Here is a 15,908-nt window from a genome sequence, read left to right as displayed (position 1 = left end):
ATTTCGCACAGAAAGGGCGAAACTTCAACACAAAATCAACACACAAATGTAAATATGCCACGAAATAGAGAAATCGTATGATATTTTCCGTTTTATAATTTGATTTTGGAAGGCGCCCAAAAGCGATTCCCGTGCAGTGCCTAACCCGCGTCATCCTGCGATGCGGAGATCTTTTGCTGCAGCTCGACAGCGCCGCGGCTGTATTCGACGCCGCCATTGATGTGCGCCCGCAGAATGGTCTGCGCCTTGGCGGCATCCCTCTCCAGCGCCGCATCCAGCAGCATCTGATGCTCGCGGGCGGCCACCTCGCCGCGGAAATTCAGCGCAAGCATCTGGTAGCGCAGATATTTGTCGAAGACGATGCCGTGCACCTGCAGGAGCTGTTCGGAGTTGCAGGCCTTGATCAGCGCCTGATGGAAGCCCCAGTCATATTGCTTCCACGCCTCGAGGAAGGAGTGATCGCCGGCAATGATGCGGTTTTCCATCTGCTTGAGCTTGTAGTGGGCGGCAACCACCTGGCCCTCCCAGTCCATGTCACCGGCGGCGAAGGAAAGCCGCATGGCATGGCACTCCAGCAGGGTACGGAGATCGGCGATTTCCTGCAGGTCCTCGAAGGAGACCGGCGCCACCTGAAACCCGCGCTGCCCTTCTGCGACCACGAACCCCTCGGATGCGAGGCGGCTCAGAATTTCCCGGAGGGTGGAGATGCCTGCTCCGTAGCGCTCCTTCAGCCGCTCGAGCCGCAGACGTTCTCCCGGCCGCAATTGCCCGAAAATGATATCGGTCCGCACGCGCAGAAAGATATTGTCGCCGACGGTGGCATCTTTTGGAATGATCAGCATATGGTCAAAATATCAGATTAATGCGACTATGTCAGATGAAATGCTCCTCGTCGGAATCGATTTCACAGAAAACTGAATAAATCTCAGGGAGATGCGTGTGGCGCAGCTAATTTACGTCCTGAACGGACCGAACCTCAATCTTCTCGGCAAACGCCAGCCTCATATCTACGGCCACGAAACGCTGGCCGACGTGGAGGCCAACTGCAAGGCGCTGGCAACGGAATGCGGCCTCGAAATCCGCTTCCTGCAGAGCAATGCCGAGCACCAGCTGATCGACTGGATCCACGAGGCGCGCGAGACGGCTGCGGCGATCATCATCAATCCCGGCGCCTATACCCACACCTCCGTGGCCATTCTCGACGCCCTGAACACCTGCGAGTTTCCGGTGTTCGAGGTCCACATCTCCAACGTCCACAAGCGCGAGGCCTTCCGCCATCATTCCTACGTGTCGCTCAGGGCCGATGGCGTCATCGCCGGCTTCGGCATCCAGGGCTACGAACTGGCGTTGCGGCGCGTGTCGACGCTCGTCGGCAAATGACGAGCCCTGCCCCCGTCGCGCTGTCGGTTGCCGGCGCCGGACTGATCGGCCGCCGGCACATCGAGGCGATCGTCTCCTGCCCCGAGACAAGGCTGGCCTCCATCGTCGACCCGTCTGCCGAGGCGGCAGCCTATGCCGCCTCGCTTGGCGTCCCGCATTTCAGGACACTTGCCGACATGATCGCCGCCGGCAAGCCCGATGGCGTCGTGCTGGCGACCCCGAACCAGCTGCATGTCGACGGCGGCATGGAATGCATCGCCGCCGGCCTGCCGGTTCTCGTCGAAAAGCCGCTGGCCACCTCGGTCGCGGACGGCAAGCGGCTGGTCGAAGCCGGCATGAGCGCCGGCGTGCCGGTCCTGACCGGCCATCACCGCCGGCACAATCCGCTGATCGCCGCCGCCAAGGCACGGCTGGACGAAGGTGTCATCGGAACGCCCGTCGCCGCCCACGGCATGTTCTGGCTCTACAAGCCCGAAGACTATTTCGAGACCGAATGGCGGCGCATGCCGGGTGCCGGCCCAGTCCTCTTGAACCTGATCCACGACGTCGATCTGATGCGCTATTTCTGCGGCGAGGTCGAAAGCGTCCATGCCGTCACGTCGAACGCGGTGCGCGGCAATCCGGTCGAAGAGACGGCGGCCATCGTGCTCACCTTCGCCAGCGGTCTCATCGGCACCTTCTCAGTGTCCGACACGATCGTCGCACCCTGGAGCTGGGAGCTGACGGCGGCCGAAAATCCCGCCTATGTGCCGACGGGACAGTTCTGCTATCTGATCGGCGGAACGCATGGATCGCTGGAATTGCCGAATGCGAAGCTCTGGACCAATCCCGGCAAGCGCAGCTGGATGGAGCCGGTCGAACCCGCGAGCCTGCCTGCCCCGCAGGAGGATCCGCTGGACCGGCAGATCGCCCAGTTCGCCGCCGTCATTCGCGGCGAGGAGCAGCCGCTGGTCTCCGGTCTCGAAGGTCTGAAAAGCCTGCAGGTCATTGAAGCGGTCAGCCAATCGGCGCAAACCGGCCGGACCATCACCATCGAGCCGCTGTGACGCGATCGCTCGGAGCATTCGTCAGTCGAGCGCCTGCATGTTGGTGATGGCGGATTGAAGTTCCGCCGCGATGATGTCGCTCATCGCGGCGGCCGCACATTCGGCATCGGCCCGCTCGATGAGCTGCACCAGCCCGCGATAGGCGGCAACGGTCGCCTCGTCATACTCCCCTTCCCCGCCCGCGCCGCCCGGCATGGTGGTCGCCAGCGCGAATTCGACGATGCCGGTAATCGAGCGCATCAGCGGATTGTGCGAGGCATCCGCTGTCACCCGGTGGAGTTCCAGCGCGGCGATGGCGAAGGATTCCGGCACCGGCCGGGAGATCTCCATCTGCTGCACCCAGTAATGCATGAGGCGGATGTGATCCGCCGTGCGATGCTTCGCCGCCAGCGACACGGCCTCGATTTCCAGAAGGCGGCGAATGTCGAACAGGCTGCGGATGAAGCCCTCTTCCGGGCCGGCCTCGAAATGCCAGAGCAGCACCTGCTGGTCGAACAGCGCCCATCGGCTCTTCGGCGAAACCCGCGTCCCAACCTTCGGGCGCGCCTCCACCAGCCCTTTCGCCTCGAGCGTCTTCAGCGCTTCGCGCAGCACCGTGCGCGAAACCCCGTACATGTCCATCAGCTCCGCGTCCCGCGGCAGGATGGAGCCGACAGGGAACCGTCCGGAGGCGATGCCGACTCCGATCTCGTTGATGACGAAGGAATGGAAGTTGCGTGCAGCCGACCGCCCGGAAAGGGAGCGGATCAGGCTGCCGGGTTCACTCATGTTTCAGTTTCCAGAATACCTTGGACCGCGGCGCGGATGCGGAGAAGACCAGCCTTTGCAGGACGATGAAGATGAAAAGCAGACCTCCTATTACAATCTTGGTCCACCAACTGGAAAGTGTACCGTCGAAAATGATGTAGGTTTGCACAAGCCCTTGCAGCATGACGCCGATGAACGTGCCGAAGACGAAGCCGTAGCCGCCCGTCAGCAGTGTTCCGCCGATCACCACCGCGCCGATCGCGTCGAGCTCGACGCCGACGGCCGCCAGCGGATAGCCGGCCGATGTGTAGAGCGAGAAGACGATGCCCGACAGCCCGGCAAGCGTGCTCGACAGCATGTAGATCATGATCGTCGTGCGGGCGACCGGGACACCCATCAGTTCGGCCGAGGTGGCATTGCCGCCGAGCGCGTAGACATAGGAGCCGAAGCGGGTCCGATGCGCGACCAGCGCGCCGATGATGAAGATCGCCACCATCAGGCAACCGATCACGCTCAACCGTCCGCCGCCGGGCATCTTGTAATAGAGCGCACTGATGGCGGAATAGAATTCGTGGCTGACCGGGATGGAATCCTGCGTGATGACCGAGGCGGCCCCTCGTGCGAGGAACATGCCGGCGAGCGTCACGATGAAGGGCGGCACCTGCAGATAGTGAATCGCCGCGCCCATGGAGGCGCCGAAAAGGGCGGAGATCACCAGCACGACCGCGAATGCAGTCAGCGGATGAAAGCCGTACCAGCTGATCAGCACCGAGATCAGGACGCCGGTGAAGCCGATGACCGCGCCGACCGAAAGATCGATGCCGCCGGAGATGATCACGAACGTCATGCCGACGGCCGTGATCCCGAGGAAGGCGTTGTCGGTCAGGAAGTTGCCGAGCACGCGGGTCGACCACATGCCGGGGAACTGGGTGATGGCGGCGGCGTAGGCAAGCGCGAAGATGATGGCGGTCGCCGCCAGGGGTCTCAAACTGCGATTCATGACGTCTTCCCGGATAGGCTGCTGAGGTTGCGCCGCATTTCGATAAGGCGACCGGCCAGAGGCGACTGCATGATGAGGATCAGGATGATGACGCCGGCCTTGACCACCAGGTTGAATTCCGGCGGGAAGCCGGACACGAGGATACCGGTGTTCATCGCCTGGATGATGATCGCGCCGAGCACCGACATGGCGATCGAGAACCGCCCGCCAAGGAGCGAGGTGCCACCGAGCACGACGGCGAGAATGGCGTCGAGTTCAAGCCACAGGCCGGCATTGTTGGCGTCGGCACCGCGAATGTCGCCGGCGACGATGATGCCGGAAATGGCGGCACAGAGACCGGAGAAGCTGTAGATGCTCAGAAGCAGCAGCCGGCTGCGGATGCCGGCAAGGCTCGCCGCCGAACGGTTGACGCCGACTGCCTCGATGAACAGCCCGATCGCGGTGGACCTGACGGCGAAAACCGAGATTGCCAGAAGAACGGCGGCGATGACGACCGGCATCGGGAAGCCGAGGAACGAGCCCGTGCCGATGAAGATCAGTACCGGATTGGAAAAGGTGACGATCGTGCCTTCGGTGATCAGCTGCGCGATCCCGCGTCCGGCAACCATCAGCACCAGCGTCGCGACGATCGGCTGGATTTCCAGGAAGGTCACCAGAATGCCGTTCCAGAGGCCGCAGACGAGCCCGGTGGCAAGCGCCGCGGCGACCGCGGCCGAGGCCGGATAGCCGTTGACGACCAGCGTCGCCGAGACGGCACCGGCGATCGCCATGACCGCGCCGACGGAGAGATCGACGCCCTTGGTGGCGATGACCGCCGTCATGCCGATGGCGAGGATGGCGACAGGGACGCCACGGTTCAGCACGTCGATCAGACTGCCGAACAGGCGCCCGTCCTGCCAGGTGACGTCGAAGAAGCCGGGAAACAGGATCCAGTTGATCAGCAGCACGCCGGCGAGCGCGATGGTCTGCGGATTGACGATCCGTTGAAGTCGTTTGAGTCTCATGCCGAGGCTTCCTCCGGCTGGGCGGCAATCGCCTGAACGATGACAGCGGGGGTGATGTTGTCGCCTCGAAGTTCGGCCACCAGTTCGCGGTCGCGCATGACCACGACCCGCGAGGAATAGGCAACGATCTCATCGAGCTCGGACGAGATGACGAGCAGCGCAAGTCCGTCTTCCCGCAGCCTGTTGATGGTGCGCACGATCTCGGCATGGGCGCCGACATCGATGCCGCGCGTCGGCTCGTCGAGGATCAGGAAATCCGGATCGGTCGCCAGCCAGCGCGCGAGGATCACCTTCTGCTGGTTGCCGCCGGAGAGAAGCTTGACCGGCATGTCGTGCGAAGCCGCGCGGATATCGAGATCCTCCGCAAACTTGCCGGCGATCTCCATCTGCTCGTCGCGGTTCAGCGCCTTGAACCAGCCGAGCTTGCCCTGAAGCGCGATGACGATGTTCTCGCGCACCGACAGATCGCCGAGAATGCCGTCGGCCTTGCGGTCTTCGGGGCAGAAGCCGAAACCATGGGCGACGGCATGGGCCGGCACCTTCAGTTCGACCTTCTTGTCGGCGATGCGGATGTCGCCGCTGTCCGTCTGGTCGACGCCGAACATGATGCGCGCCATTTCGGTGCGGCCGGAGCCGAGCAGGCCGGCGACGCCAACCACCTCGCCCTTGTGGATCTTCAGCGAGAACGGCCGGACCTTGCCGGACTTGCCGCAATTGGAAAATTCGACCATGGCCGGACCGGCCTCGCGCTCCTCGACGCCGCTGACGGCGGGGGCAAACGTGATGTCCTTGCCAAGCATCATGCGCACGACATCGGTGCGCGACAGGTCGTTGAGCGGCTCGGTGCCGATCAGCTTGCCGTTGCGCAAGATGGTGACGCGGTCGGAAATGGCGAAGACCTGATCGAGGAAATGGGTGATGAAGACGATGGCCATGCCGCGCGCCTTCAGGCCGGCGATGACCTCGAACAGCTTGTCGACCTCATGCCGGTCGAGGCTGGCGGTCGGTTCGTCCAGAACCAGCACCTTGCCGGAGAGTTCAACGGCGCGGGCAATGGCAACGATCTGCTGGACGGCAACGGAATAGGTACCGAGTTCGGCCTGCACGTCGATTTCAAGACCGTAATCGGCGAGGATGCGGCGGGCGTTGTTCTCGATCAGCGACTTGCGCACGAAGCCGAAACGGGTGGGCTGGTGCCCGAGGAACAGGTTTTCCGCAACCGACCGGTTGGGCAGGAGGTTGACCTCCTGGTAGACGGTGCCGATGCCGCGCGACTGCGCCTGCAGCGGATCGCGGAAGGTGACGGGCTTGCCGTCGAGCACCACCTGCCCGCCATCGGGATGGTAGGCGCCCGTGAGAATCTTGATCAGCGTCGATTTTCCGGCACCGTTTTCACCGAGCAGCGCATGCACCTCGCCCGGCCGGAGACCGAAATTCACTCCATCAAGCGCCCGATGCTGTCCGAATATCTTGGTGACGCCGCGCGCCTCGAGCACGAATGGCGTGCCCGGACCTCCTGCAAGCATGTCGTTTCCCCCTGCCATTTGCAGCGATTGTTGCCTCTCCTCGAGAGGTTGACAAGAAGGGGCCGGCGGATCTCGACCGCCGGCCCCTCTCGTGCTGCCTGGGATTAGTAGCCGAGGCCCTTGCGGCGCTCGTACTCGCCGGCCGGATCATCGGCAGGGGTGTAGAGCTTGGACTCAGTGATGATGAACTTCTCCGGGGTCTTACCGCCGTTCAGGTAGGCATCAAGCGCTTCGTAGGCCGGACCGGCCATGTTCGGCGTCAGTTCGACGGTCGCATTGGCTTCACCGGCTTCCATGGCCTTGAAGATATCCGGCACGCCGTCGATCGAGACGACGAGGATATCGGAACCCGGCTTCAGGCCGGCGTCCTTGATGGCCTGGATGCCGCCGACGGCCATGTCGTCGTTATGGGCGTACATGGCGCAGATGTCCTTGCCGCCGTTTTCGGCCTTGATGAAGCCTTCCATGACTTCCTTGCCCTTGGAGCGGGTGAAGTCGCCGGTCTGGCTACGGATGATCTTGATGTTATCATGACCGGCAATGGCTTCCTCGAAGCCCTTCTTGCGGTTGATCGCCGGCGTGGAGCCGACGGTGCCCTGCAGTTCAACGACCTTGCAGTCCTTGTCGCCGACCGTCTTCACCAGCCAGTCGCCGGCCACACGGCCTTCCTTCACCTGGTCGGATGCGACCGAGGTCAGGTAGAGGTCCTGCGAGGCATCGACGCCGCGGTCGAGAAGCACGACCGGAATCTTGGCGTCCTTGGCTTCGCCGAGCACGTCGTCCCAGCCGGTTGCAACGACCGGAGCAACAAGAATGGCGTCAACGCCCTGGGCGATGAAGCCGCGGATGGCCTTGATCTGGTTTTCCTGCTTCTGCTGGGCATCGGCGAACTTCAGATTGATGCCGAGCTTTTCGGCTTCCATCTTCGTGACCGAGGTTTCAGCGGCGCGCCAACCCGACTCCGAACCGATCTGCGAGAAACCGATCGTCTTGCCTTCCAGACCATTGGCATAGGCAGCAGAAGACAAAAGGGTAGCGAGGCCCGCGGCAACCGCGAGCTTGGACAAGATTTTCATGATTTCCTCCCAAAAAGAATGCCGTCCCGCCCTCCCGCGGGGTTTGGCTGATTGGGACGCTAGCAAAAGTACTATTATATGTAAATAGCCTTCATGACAGTGAAATGGCAGCGCTGAATGGCGGCGGAGAAGGCCCGCCAGATCGGAATATAAAACATAAAATACAATTAGTTAGATGAGATAAAGGAATCAGAATACGAAAAGAGGCCGCCCAACGGGACGACCTCCTTAAACCTTTTTATCAACAGCCGCGGACCGAAGCCGGGCCGCAAATCATGGATGACGTCATGCCACCTTGGACTGCGGCTGGCTGCCGAGAGCGAACTCGACGGCGGCAGTGGCATGCAGCGTGGTCGAATCGAAAACCGGCAGATCGATATCGTTTGCCGAGATCAGCAGACCGATTTCGGTGCAGCCGAGAATGACGGAATCGCATCCGGCCGCCCGCCCCTTCTCGATGACGTCGAGATAGGCCTGCTTCGACCGCTCGACCACCTTGCCGCAGCAGAGTTCGTTGAAGATGGTATCGTGCACGACCGCGCGGCCTGCTTCATCCGGCACGACGGCATCGAGGCCGTAACGCGCCTTCAATCGGTCGCGATAGAACGTCTGCTCCATCGTGTAGCGGGTGGCGAGCAGCAGCGGCTTCTTCGCGCCGGCGGCGACCAGCGCTTCGCCGGTGACATCGACAATGTGGATCAGGGGGATGCCGCAGCCGTCGGCAACGGCGTCGGCAACCAGGTGCATCGTGTTGGTGCAGATCAGCACGCAACCGGCGTCCGCCGCTTCCAGCTTTCGGCCGATATCGGCCAGGTGATCGGCCGCCTTGCCCCACTCGCCCGCCTTCTGCCACTTGACGATACGGTCGAAATCGACGGAGCGCATGACCACGTCGGCCGAGTGCAGACCGCCCAGACGGTCACGAACGATCTCGTTGATCAGCCTGTAGTAAACAGCCGTGCTTTCCCAGCTCATGCCGCCGATCAGCCCAATGGTCTTCTGCATTTTCTGCCTCCGTTTCGATCTTCAGGAATCATAACGCCGGTAAAATCGAAAATGCGCTTAATGTTTGCAGAATGGGCACCCGTTCACGCCGTTAAATTTTGCAATAATGGACATTTGCGCTATTATTTTTTGACATGACAAATTTCAGCAAGAGTGAATTCCATGCTTGACGATCGAGACCGAAAATTATTGCAGGCCCTGCAACAGGATGCTTCGACTCCGGTGGCGGACCTTGCCGATCAGGCGGCGCTTTCGGTCTCCGCCTGCTGGCGGCGAATCCGCAACATGGAGGAAAGCGGCCTCATTTCCCGCCGCGTGGCGCTGGTCGATCGGCGCAAGGCGAATGTGGCGATGACGGTGTTCGTCGGCGTGCGCACGTCCCGGCACTCGATCGAATGGCTGGACAGTTTCCGCCAGGCGATTGCCGACATTCCGGAAATCGTCGAAGCCTACCGGCTGACGGGCGAGATGGACTACCTCCTGCGCCTCGTCGTCCCGAGCGTCGATGTCTACGACGCCGTCTACAAGCAGCTGATCTCGCGGCTCGACTTCACCGACGTCTCGTCCTTCATCTCCATGGAAGAGCTGAAGTTCACCACATCCGTGCCATTGAAATACCTTTGAAACCGCTCAAACGCCATGCATCCGCAGGAAGGCCTCGACCTCCTGCCTATCTGGACAACCGCTCTGCCCGCCGAACCGGCTGCATTTGATCGAGGCCGCCGCATTGGCAAAGCGGATGGCGGCTGCCATTTCCTGTCCCTCTCCGAGCGCCAGCGCGAATGCGCCATGCCAGATGTCTCCGGCGCCGAGCGTGTCGACCACATCCACGGCCACCGCCGGCACATGGCCGAAGTCGTTTCCATCGAGCACGGTCACCCCGTTCTCGCCGTCGGTAACGCAGAGCCAGGCGTCGAACTCCTTGCGCGCAGCAAGAAGGCCGGCGCGGGCATCCTCTTCGCCTGTCAGATCTCGCAACCCCTGGATCGAAAAGGCGATGTGCGAGGCAAGCCCCAGGGCCTCGAAAGCGTCCCGGACGGGCGCCTCGCCGTCCATGATGCCCGGCACGCCGCGTTCCCGCGCAATCCGCATCAGCGCCGCCGCCCCTTCCGGCCAGCGTGTATCGGCCACGGTCGCGCCGATCGGCGGATGATCCGCATCGAGCAGCCATCCGGCGTCCGCCGGCAGATCCCAGTCGCGGTAGTTGACGATCTGCCTTTCGCCCGCCGCGTCGATCAGGATCGAAGAGTAGGATGACCTGCGCCCGTCGAACCGCCGGGCGAACCGGCAGTCGATGCCGTTAGCCGTCATGCCGTCGACGACAAGGGCGCCCATCGGATCATCGCCAAGACGGGTGACCGCAAAACCCTGGCCGCCGAGACGGGTCGCCGCCAGCGCCTGCCCGGCAGCTCCGCCGCCGGTGCTCTGCGCGGCATCCTTTGCCCGGTATTTCTCAGGCTTCGTCGGCATCTCGCCGACGCGGAAGATGAAATCCATGCTGGCGAGCCCGGCGCACAGAACATTGACCATGAAAACTCTCCCACGAATGCAAGTCTTGCTCCGCTCTCGCATATCGGCGGTTACCGCAAAAGGGCAGCCGGACACTCGTCAACGAAAAACCCGGACCGGCTTTCGCCGATCCGGGTCATCGTCAGGCAGAACTGTCAGGTCGCTTATTCAGCGGCCTGCTTCATCACGCGCGGCGCGTCCTTCGACGGCACCGTATCGCTTTCCATGTGGTGGTGGGCCGCAACCGGCTTGACCATCATGTTGGCGATCAGCGCGATCACCAGCAACGCGGCCATGGCGTACATGGTCGTGTTGTAGAGGCTCGGCGTCGGGTCGATCGTGCCGGCAGGCGCAATCGACATGAGACCGGCAACCGTCACGGTCTTGGCAGCCACCAGCTGGTCGAGCTGGTCGACGCCGGCACCGAACTTCGCCTGGAAGGCCGCCGGATCCACCTTGGCGGCGAGCGCCTTGATGGAACTGGTCAGCGACATGTCACGCAGCTGCGTGATCGCCAGCGGGCCGAGAACGCCCGCCGTGCTCCACGCCGTCAGCAGACGACCATGGATGCCGCCGACATACTTGGTGCCGAAGATGTCGGCGAGGTAGGCCGGAATGGTGGCAAAGCCGCCGCCATACATCGTGAAGATGATCATCGTTGCCGCATAGAACATGATCAGCCAGGTGACCGCCGGATTGGCGCTGACCTGCTCTGCCGCGTAGGGGATCGACAGATAGAGGATGATTCCGAGTACGAAGAAGCAGTGATAAGTGTTCTTGCGGCCGATATAATCCGAGATCGACGCCCAGAAGAAACGGCCGCACATGTTGAAGACCGAGATCATCAGCACGTAGGTCGCGGCGAAAGCGGAGTTGACGATCAGCGGCAGCGTCGTGCCGAAGATTTCCGTCATCATGGTCTTCGCGACCCCGATCACGCCGATGCCGGCGGTCACGTTGAAGCAGAGGACGATCCACAAGAGGTAGAACTGTGGGGTCTTCAGCGCCTGGTCGATATGGACGTTGTTCTGGGTGATCATCTTGCGGCTTGCGGAATCCGCGGTCGGCGGAGTCCAGCCGGCCGGACGCCAGCCTTCGCGCGGAACGCGGTAGGAGAAGGCCGCAATCATCATCACGAAGAAGTAGACGATGCCGAGCGTGAAGAAGGTGCCGGCAGCGCCGGTGTTGCCGGTGCCGACCGCATAGACGCCTTCCTGCAGCGGAACGGGAGCCGCAGCCACCTGCTTGGCCGTCGCGACGACGACTTCCACCATCTGGCCGTTGACTTCCGCCAGGCGCTTGCCGCCTTCCGTGACCAGGTTGACGGCGCTTTCAGCCCCCAGGAACTGCGGCGCCTTGTAGAACACGCCGAGCAGCCATTCCTTGATCGGTGCGGCGATCATCGCGCCGCCGCCGAAGCCCATGATGGCCATGCCGGTCGCCATGCCGCGCCGGTCCGGGAACCAGCGGATCAGCGTCGAGACAGGCGATACATAGCCGAGACCGAGACCGCAGCCGCCGATGACGCCGTAGCCGAGATAGACCAGCCAGAGCTGGTGGGTCATGATGCCGAAACCGCCGATGATGAAGCCACCACCCCAGCAGAGGGCTGCAACGACGCCGACCATGCGCGGGCCGACCTCTTCAAGCCACTTGCCGGCGAAAGCCGCCGCAAGGCCGAGAAAAACGATGGCGACGGAGAAGATCCAGACGACCGACTGCAGGCCCCAGTCCTCCGGCGCTGCAGCGACGACGCCGAACTGCTTGGTGAGCGGCGGATTGAAGATGCTCCAGGCGTAAACCGAGCCGATACAGAGGTGAATGGCGATCGACGCCGGTGGCACTTTCCACCGGTTGAACCCTTCCCCCGCAACGATGTGTTCTTTCTTCAGGCTGTCAAACACGTCAATTTCCTCCCATGTGTTGACCGCCGGAAAGGTCCCTTCGCCTCAATGCCCGCCCAACCAACCTCCCGGGCAAGGCGCCCGCCTTGCCGGTGATGCCGGTCGGTGGGCTGATGCGAATGGACCGGATATCCGGCATGCCATGGAAAAGACAAGTTCCGTGCCAGTTGTAATTTGTTAAGCATTCCGGGCCTTTGCGCGGCATGAACCCGCGCAACCATGGACAAAATGTCCAGCCAGCGGCGACCCATGGACATTTTGTCCGGACAGAATGTCCACGAACGCGACTGTTCAGTCGGCTTCGGGCAGGACGATGGTGAACGTCGTTCCCTTGCCGGGCTCGCTCGCAAGCGACAAATGCCCGCCCTGGCGCGCGATCAGCGTCTGGCTGATGGAGAGGCCGAGGCCGGTGCCCTCGCTCTTCTTGGTGGAGAAGAACGGATCGAATATGCGCGCCTGCGTCGCCTCGTCCATGCCGATGCCGGTGTCCTCCACCTCGATCGTCACGCCCGGCCGGCCTTCTTCGCTGCAGTCGAAATCGCGCAGCGTCAGCACGCCGCCGTCCGGCATGGCATGGATGGCGTTGACGATCAGGTTGACCAGCACCTGCTGCAGCTCGGTGCGGTTCATCAGCACGAGCCGTGTCGAGCGGTGGTCCTGCCGGACCTCGATTTCGGCCTTGTTCAGGAGATGCTGGACGAGCGGCAGACAATCGGCGACGACCTCCGCCGGCGAATGGCGCTCGACCGCGCCGGCATATTCCTCCGGCCGCGCGAACTGCAGAAGCTTGGTGACGATCAGATGGATGCGGTGGATCTGTTCGTCGACGAGATTGATTTCCGTCCTGACGTCGTCGATCTGGCTGCCGAGCACGGAGCGGATGACGTCAAGATTGCCCTGCATGACGGCGACCGGATTGTTGATCTCGTGCGCCACGCCCGCCGTAATCTCGCCGATAGCCGCCAGCTTCTCCGAGACGATCAGCTGCTTGGTCGCCGCCTCCAGCTGGTCGTTGGCAAGGCGGAGTTCGCGGGTCCGGTCCTCGACCCGGCTGTTCAGCTCCTCGTTCCAGGCGCGCAGTTGCCTGTCGCGCGACTGGATGTCGTCCAGCAGTTCGTCCAGGTGCACCGCCACCCGCGAAATCTCGTCCTCGCCACGCTCGAGCCCCGTGCGGGCGGCAAGATCGCCCTCCTCCACCTTGGCGATGGTCGCCGTCATGCGCTCCAGCGGCAGGAAGATGCCGCTCGCCCAGCGCATGAAGACCGGCACGCTGATCGCGGCCGCCAGAAGGAAGGCGCCGACCAGAATGGCGACGGTGATGTATTTCGTCTGGCGGAAGGGTTCCTCCAGAAAGCCGACATAGAGCATGCCGACCCGCTTGCCGAAGCTGTCGACGATCGGTTCATAGGCGGAAATGTACCAGTCGTTGACGACGAAGGCGCTGCCGAGCCAGATCGTCCCGTGGTCGAGCACCTCGTCGCGCACCGCGGACGACACGCGCGTACCAAGCGCCCGCTCGCCCTCGAACAGGCGGACATTGGTGCTGATGCGCACATCGTCCAGAAACAGCGTCGCCGTCCCCTGGCTGCCTTCCGAGAGGCTCGCTTTCTGGTAGACGAGGTCGTTGATCGTGTCGATGAAGTCGAGATTGCGATTGAGCAGCATACCGCCTTCGAGCGCCGCATGCCGGCCGTCGGGCAGGATCACCGGGCTTGCCGAATGAATGATCATGCCGCGCGTTTCCGCCTTGCGGTCCGTCGGCACGGCATTGGCGGTGGAAATGAGTTCGATATGCGCCTTGCGCTTGAGATCGGGCGAGATCGTCGCCAGATCGTCTTCGGAAAAGATGTCGACCATGGTCGACGACTTGCCCGCCAGCGCCGCGGCGACCACGGGCCAGTGGTCCGACCGCGCGTTAGCGTTGCCCATCTCCGTCAGGAACAGGAAGTCGAGCCCCATGTCCTTGCGACGCGTTTCGAGCAGGGCGGCCAGCGCCGCCCCATCCGTTCGGTCGGTCGCAATCGTGTCCCGAAACTCCGCCGACTGGCCGAGCGCATCCATCGCTGTTCCGGTCTTGTCGAGCAGGCGGGTGAAATACTGATGCGCGATCGTCAGGTCGCTGTTGACCTTGGCCGTCAGCAGCGCGTCGAACTTGCCGTTCCAGCGCACCATGGCGATGCCGAGCAGCAGCGGCGCGATGAACAGCATCGGCAGGAGCGCGATCGCCAGCAGGCGATAGCGCACCGACCGCGCGCCGGGCTCCGGGGCACTGGACGAATTCCCGTCAGACATCCCAGGACGCACATTTGCGGTCGATGGTCTTGCGCGAAACGCCAAGACGCCGCGCCGCCTCCGCCCGGTTGCCGTCGCATTCTTCGAGAACCTTCAGGATGTGCCGACGCTCGAGTGCTTCAAGCGATTCCCCCTCCCCGCCGGCAAGCGCCACATGTCCGCGCATGAGTTCCTGCGGGAAGCGCCCGAGGATCAGCGTCCTTTCGACCATGTTGCGCAGCTCGCGCACATTGCCCGGCCAGTCATAGGCGAGTAGACCCTCGCGCACCTCCGGCGTGATCGCCACCTCCGGCATGCCGAGCTGCTTCGACAGCCGCTCCATGAACAGTGCAGCCAGTTCGACAACGTCGCCGCCGCGATCCTTCAGCGGCGGCATGGCGATCTGCATGACGTTGATCCGGTAATAGAGATCGGCCCGGAAGCTGCCGGCCTCGACCTTGCGTTCCAGATCCGCATTGGTGGCGAAGACGAAGCGCAGGTCGACGGGGATTTCGCGCTCGGATCCGACCGGGCGGATGCGCCGGCTTTCGATCGCCCGCAGAAGCTTGCTTTGGGTCGCCGGCGGCAGTTCGCCGATCTCGTCGAGAAACAGCGTGCCACCCTGGGCATGGAGAAACAGCCCGTCGCGGGTGCCGGCCGCGCCGGTGAACGCCCCCTTCACATGGCCGAAAAGTTCGGCCTCGATCATCTCGCTCGGAATGGCGGCGCAGTTGACCGGCACGAAGGGCTTGTCCTGGCGGTCGGAAAGCCCATGGATCGAACGGGCCGCGATCTCCTTGCCGGTCCCGGATTCGCCGGTGATCAGGATCGACGTCGGCAGCGGTGCCACGCGGGCGATGGTATCGCGAATGGCGCCGATTTCCGCCGAACTTCCGATCAGCCGGTCGCGCAACAGCCTTTCCTCGGATGCGGCCTTGAGTTCATATTTGAGAACAAAATTCTCGCTCTGCAGCCGCATGCGGTCGAGACAGCGGGCCACGGCATTGAGAATCTGGTTGGAGCGAAACGGCTTCAACACGAAATCCACCGCGCCGGCGCGAAGCGCCTGAATGACGGTGTCGAGATCGGCGTAAGCCGTCATCAGGATGGCATTGGCGAAGAAGCCGATGCGGCGCTGCTCGGCCAGCCAGTCGACTCCGTTCATGCCCGGCATGATATTATCGAGGATGACGACGTCAAAATGCGTCGCATCGAGCTTGCGCGACGCTTCGGCCGCATCCGCCGCCTCCTCCAGATGCTTGCAGCGCGGCCCCAGCGTCCTCACCAGGAAATTGCGCATCCCCGGCTCGTCATCGATGATCAGGATGCTCGCCTGGGCAAGCCAGGGGCCGAACTCCGGATCGTTGGGCAGCGTTGCGGCCGCCCTCTCCCTTTGCGGCATGGTCACCTCTCCTCCCGCTTCAAAGGCAGACTATTCAA

The 15,908-nt window shown here is 62.8% G+C and carries 14 protein-coding genes; 3 read left to right on the top strand and 11 right to left on the bottom strand.

Features of this window, described 5'->3' with window-relative positions; all coding sequences use genetic code 11:
- Positions 1-140 precede the first annotated feature (140 nt).
- The gene (locus NN662_RS05660) at positions 141-842 is read right to left on the bottom strand and encodes a GntR family transcriptional regulator (RefSeq protein WP_261929330.1); all 702 of its coding nucleotides are present in this window, start codon (positions 840-842) and stop codon (positions 141-143) included.
- Positions 843-939: 97 nt separating this feature from the next.
- Between NN662_RS05660 and aroQ the strand changes: the two genes are divergently transcribed.
- Positions 940-1,380, top strand: a complete 441-nt coding sequence (gene aroQ, locus NN662_RS05655; protein WP_261929329.1) for a type II 3-dehydroquinate dehydratase — start codon at positions 940-942, stop codon at positions 1,378-1,380.
- Entirely contained in the window at positions 1,377-2,426 is a 1,050-nt protein-coding gene (locus NN662_RS05650) for a Gfo/Idh/MocA family protein (RefSeq protein WP_261929328.1), read from the top strand. The genes aroQ and NN662_RS05650 overlap by 4 nt, the downstream gene beginning before the upstream one ends.
- A gap of 21 nt (positions 2,427-2,447) precedes the next feature.
- Here the strand turns inward: NN662_RS05650 and NN662_RS05645 are convergent, their stop codons facing one another.
- The 6 genes from NN662_RS05645 to NN662_RS05620 form a co-directional block, all read right to left on the bottom strand.
- Positions 2,448-3,194, bottom strand: coding sequence for a FadR/GntR family transcriptional regulator (locus tag NN662_RS05645; RefSeq protein ID WP_261929327.1), 747 nt, complete (start codon positions 3,192-3,194; stop codon positions 2,448-2,450).
- A complete protein-coding gene (gene yjfF / locus NN662_RS05640; RefSeq protein WP_261929326.1) occupies positions 3,187-4,173 on the bottom strand; it encodes a galactofuranose ABC transporter, permease protein YjfF in 987 nt (328 codons plus the stop codon). The genes NN662_RS05645 and yjfF overlap by 8 nt, the downstream gene beginning before the upstream one ends.
- Entirely contained in the window at positions 4,170-5,177 is a 1,008-nt protein-coding gene (locus NN662_RS05635) for an ABC transporter permease (RefSeq protein ID WP_261929325.1), read from the bottom strand. Before NN662_RS05635 ends, yjfF begins: the two co-directional genes overlap by 4 nt.
- Entirely contained in the window at positions 5,174-6,703 is a 1,530-nt protein-coding gene (locus NN662_RS05630; protein ID WP_261929324.1) for a sugar ABC transporter ATP-binding protein, read from the bottom strand. The genes NN662_RS05635 and NN662_RS05630 overlap by 4 nt, the downstream gene beginning before the upstream one ends.
- Positions 6,704-6,807: 104 nt before the next feature.
- On the bottom strand, positions 6,808-7,779 hold the full coding sequence (ytfQ, locus tag NN662_RS05625; RefSeq protein ID WP_261929323.1) for a galactofuranose ABC transporter, galactofuranose-binding protein YtfQ: 972 nt from the start codon (positions 7,777-7,779) through the stop codon (positions 6,808-6,810).
- Positions 7,780-8,064: 285 nt separating this feature from the next.
- Positions 8,065-8,784: an aspartate/glutamate racemase family protein gene (locus NN662_RS05620; protein WP_261929322.1), complete on the bottom strand. Its 720-nt coding sequence runs from the start codon at positions 8,782-8,784 to the stop codon at positions 8,065-8,067.
- 162 nt (positions 8,785-8,946) lie between these two features.
- On the opposite strand from NN662_RS05620, the gene NN662_RS05615 reads away from it, so the two are divergent.
- Positions 8,947-9,408, top strand: a complete 462-nt coding sequence (locus NN662_RS05615) for an Lrp/AsnC family transcriptional regulator (protein WP_261929321.1) — start codon at positions 8,947-8,949, stop codon at positions 9,406-9,408.
- A gap of 6 nt (positions 9,409-9,414) precedes the next feature.
- Here NN662_RS05615 and NN662_RS05610 read toward each other — a convergent pair whose 3' ends face one another.
- The 4 genes from NN662_RS05610 to NN662_RS05595 all read right to left on the bottom strand — a co-directional run bounded on the left by NN662_RS05610 (position 9,415) and on the right by NN662_RS05595 (position 15,870).
- Complete coding sequence (locus NN662_RS05610) at positions 9,415-10,314, bottom strand: PfkB family carbohydrate kinase (RefSeq protein ID WP_261929320.1); 900 nt, start codon at positions 10,312-10,314, stop codon at positions 9,415-9,417.
- 143 nt (positions 10,315-10,457) lie between these two features.
- The gene (locus NN662_RS05605; RefSeq protein ID WP_261929319.1) at positions 10,458-12,197 is read right to left on the bottom strand and encodes an OFA family MFS transporter; all 1,740 of its coding nucleotides are present in this window, start codon (positions 12,195-12,197) and stop codon (positions 10,458-10,460) included.
- A 291-nt stretch (positions 12,198-12,488) separates the two neighbouring features.
- A complete protein-coding gene (locus tag NN662_RS05600) occupies positions 12,489-14,489 on the bottom strand; it encodes a cache domain-containing protein (RefSeq protein ID WP_261929318.1) in 2,001 nt (666 codons plus the stop codon).
- On the bottom strand, positions 14,482-15,870 hold the full coding sequence (locus NN662_RS05595; protein WP_261929317.1) for a sigma-54-dependent transcriptional regulator: 1,389 nt from the start codon (positions 15,868-15,870) through the stop codon (positions 14,482-14,484). Before NN662_RS05595 ends, NN662_RS05600 begins: the two co-directional genes overlap by 8 nt.
- Positions 15,871-15,908 lie beyond the last annotated feature (38 nt).

The organism is Rhizobium sp. NRK18 (assembly GCF_024385575.1).
Lineage (GTDB): Bacteria > Pseudomonadota > Alphaproteobacteria > Rhizobiales > Rhizobiaceae > JANFMV01.
This window is presented reverse-complemented; position numbering and strand designations above follow the sequence as displayed.